At 69.0% G+C, this 1,405-nt stretch carries 1 protein-coding gene; it reads right to left on the reverse strand.

From position 1 onward, the window contains the following. Positions 1–24: 24 nt before the first annotated feature. Positions 25–1,362 (reverse strand): IS701 family transposase, encoded by a 1,338-nt coding sequence (locus E4V01_RS25285; RefSeq protein ID WP_135300287.1) that lies wholly within the window; start codon positions 1,360–1,362, stop codon positions 25–27. Positions 1,363–1,405 lie beyond the last annotated feature (43 nt).

The following is a 1,405-nucleotide window of genomic DNA, read 5'->3' on the forward strand; positions in this document are numbered from 1 at the left end:
TACTACAGCCGGGTTTTGCGCGGCTCACGCTTTTTGATTGGTCGTTTGGCCATTCGGGTCCGCCGTCGCCAATGGGCGCGTCTTGCCCGCTGCTGATGGCGTCGTCGCCAGACGGACCAGCGCAGGATCGCCGCGGTGTCGGGCGGAGGCAGGCCGACGAGAGCGGCCAGCAGGCGTCGGATCTCGGGCACGGTCAGGGGCAGCAGATCCGCGGCGAGGTTTGTCGTGACCACGCCCCCCGATAGCCGCCTGGCGCAGGGCGGCGAGGTAGGCGTGGGCGAGCATCGCCAAGGTGACGTGCCGGTGCCAGCCGGGATACGAGCGCACCTCGTACTGGTCGAGCCCGACCTCGCCCTTGGCCTGCTCGAAGTTGCTCTCGATCGTCCAGCGCCGGCCGGCGATCCGTACGAGGTCGCAGAGCGGTGTGCCCGCTGGTGCGTGGGTCAGGTAGAAGGTCAGCTCGTCCGGATCGGTCAGTGAACGACGGACCAGAAGCGCGCACTGGAAGCCTTGCGCGGCCCCACGATAGGGGACACAGGCCCAGTCGTACAAACGCGGTCCCTTGGCACCGTCACCCGCGCTCAGGCGCTGCCAGAGAGGCGGGGCGTTCCCAGGCCGCGCGTCGACCTGATCGGTAAACCACTCTGTCACGGGGAGCATGGCCAGCCGCTGACCCGACGTGACGGTCAGGACGTAACCGACCCGGTGATCTTCCGCCCAACGGCGGATGGCGCGGTCGCCCCCGTAGACGCTGTCGCCCGCGATCCAGGCAAACGGCAGCTCGGCCGCGCGCGCCCGCTCCAGCATGCCAAGGCCGAGCGCTGGCTTGGTCTCGAACGCAACCGCGTCCGGCACGTGCGCGGCTCGGCAGCGCGCACGGTCGTCCGTCCAGGACTTGGGCAGGTAGAGCGCCCGGTCGATCAGGGCATGGCCGTGCCGTCCGGCATAGCCCAGGAACACCCCGACCTGCGCGTTCTCGATCCGTCCGGCTGTGCCGGTGTACTGCCGTTGCACGCCAGCCGACTTGATCCCTTTCTTCAGGAAGCCGGTCTCATCGAGCACGAGCACAGCGTTCGGATCGCCCAGGTGATCGGCCACGTAGCTCTGTAGGTCGTCGCGCACGGCGTCCGCGTCCCAGCGCACCCGGCTCAGGAACTCCTGGACCCCATCGGGCGTAGCATCGCCTGCCGCTTCCGCCAGTTGCCAGCCGTTCTTGCGCTCGACCGGCGCCAGGAGGCCGCGCAGGTAAGCCTCGACCCGTCGGCGCGGCTCGGCCCGCCCGAACCGGCCGCCAATCCGCTCCAGCACCTCGTCAAAACTCTGCGCCCAGCCCGCTGCATCCGCTCCTATCATCCGCGTCATGGCCTACCTCCGCCATGACAACGCGCAAAACCCGGCTGTAGTA

Origin of the sequence: Methylorubrum sp. Q1, assembly GCF_004683995.1 — a bacterium.
In the GTDB taxonomy this organism is placed as follows: domain Bacteria; phylum Pseudomonadota; class Alphaproteobacteria; order Rhizobiales; family Beijerinckiaceae; genus Methylobacterium.